General features: G+C 48.8%; 1 protein-coding gene. It reads right to left on the reverse strand.

From position 1 onward, the window contains the following. Positions 1–592, reverse strand: a 592-nt coding sequence (locus KP705_RS16020; protein ID WP_215764955.1) for a hypothetical protein, incomplete at its 3' end; no start/stop codon positions are given. Positions 593–637: the final 45 nt, after the last annotated feature.

Below are 637 nucleotides of genomic sequence, written 5' to 3' on the forward strand. Positions count from 1 at the left end.
TATGCCTAAACTGTTCATCCATCTGCTTAGCTAATCCAGACAGCAAACCCACCTTGAAAAAGGTGCCATCCTGCTTCTTACGCCTAGACGGAATCCCCAGACCTTCAAGCCTGTCAGCAATGCGATCAGATTGAAGCCTTATGGCCTCATCCCTGCCAATGCGTTCAAGATGTTTAAACACATCAACCTTGTTCCCACTGTTGCGACGAAGAAGCTCATAAAAACCTATCCGAGAAGATGACTCACACCCATTCTCAGACGGTCCTGCATCAAAAATCTCTCCGCGTGATTCCTTCGCTTCCTTAACCTCTGGAACGTATTCTAAACCACCAGCAGGAAGCCTGAAGCGTCGCCTGTCTTCCTGTTCCGAACGACACGCAAAACGCAGATTCTCATCAGCAGAATAATCCCGAGCTATAAGCCCAAGGTGCTTGCAGTCAGCAGATATCAGCCAGCAGATATCATCAACAGACCACCCCAGATGGAACACATGCCCAAGCCATGAACGAGGATAATACCCCCCATCATATGACTGAGCTTTGATGACCCTTTGGGCCTCTAATTTCGTATATGAACGACCTACGGATTCCATCCGAGACCACCAGTCTTGGCGGTCTTGTGTTGAACCATCGCCATC

The organism is Gluconobacter sp. P1D12_c (genome assembly GCF_018812105.1).
Lineage (GTDB): Bacteria > Pseudomonadota > Alphaproteobacteria > Acetobacterales > Acetobacteraceae > Gluconobacter > Gluconobacter oxydans_A.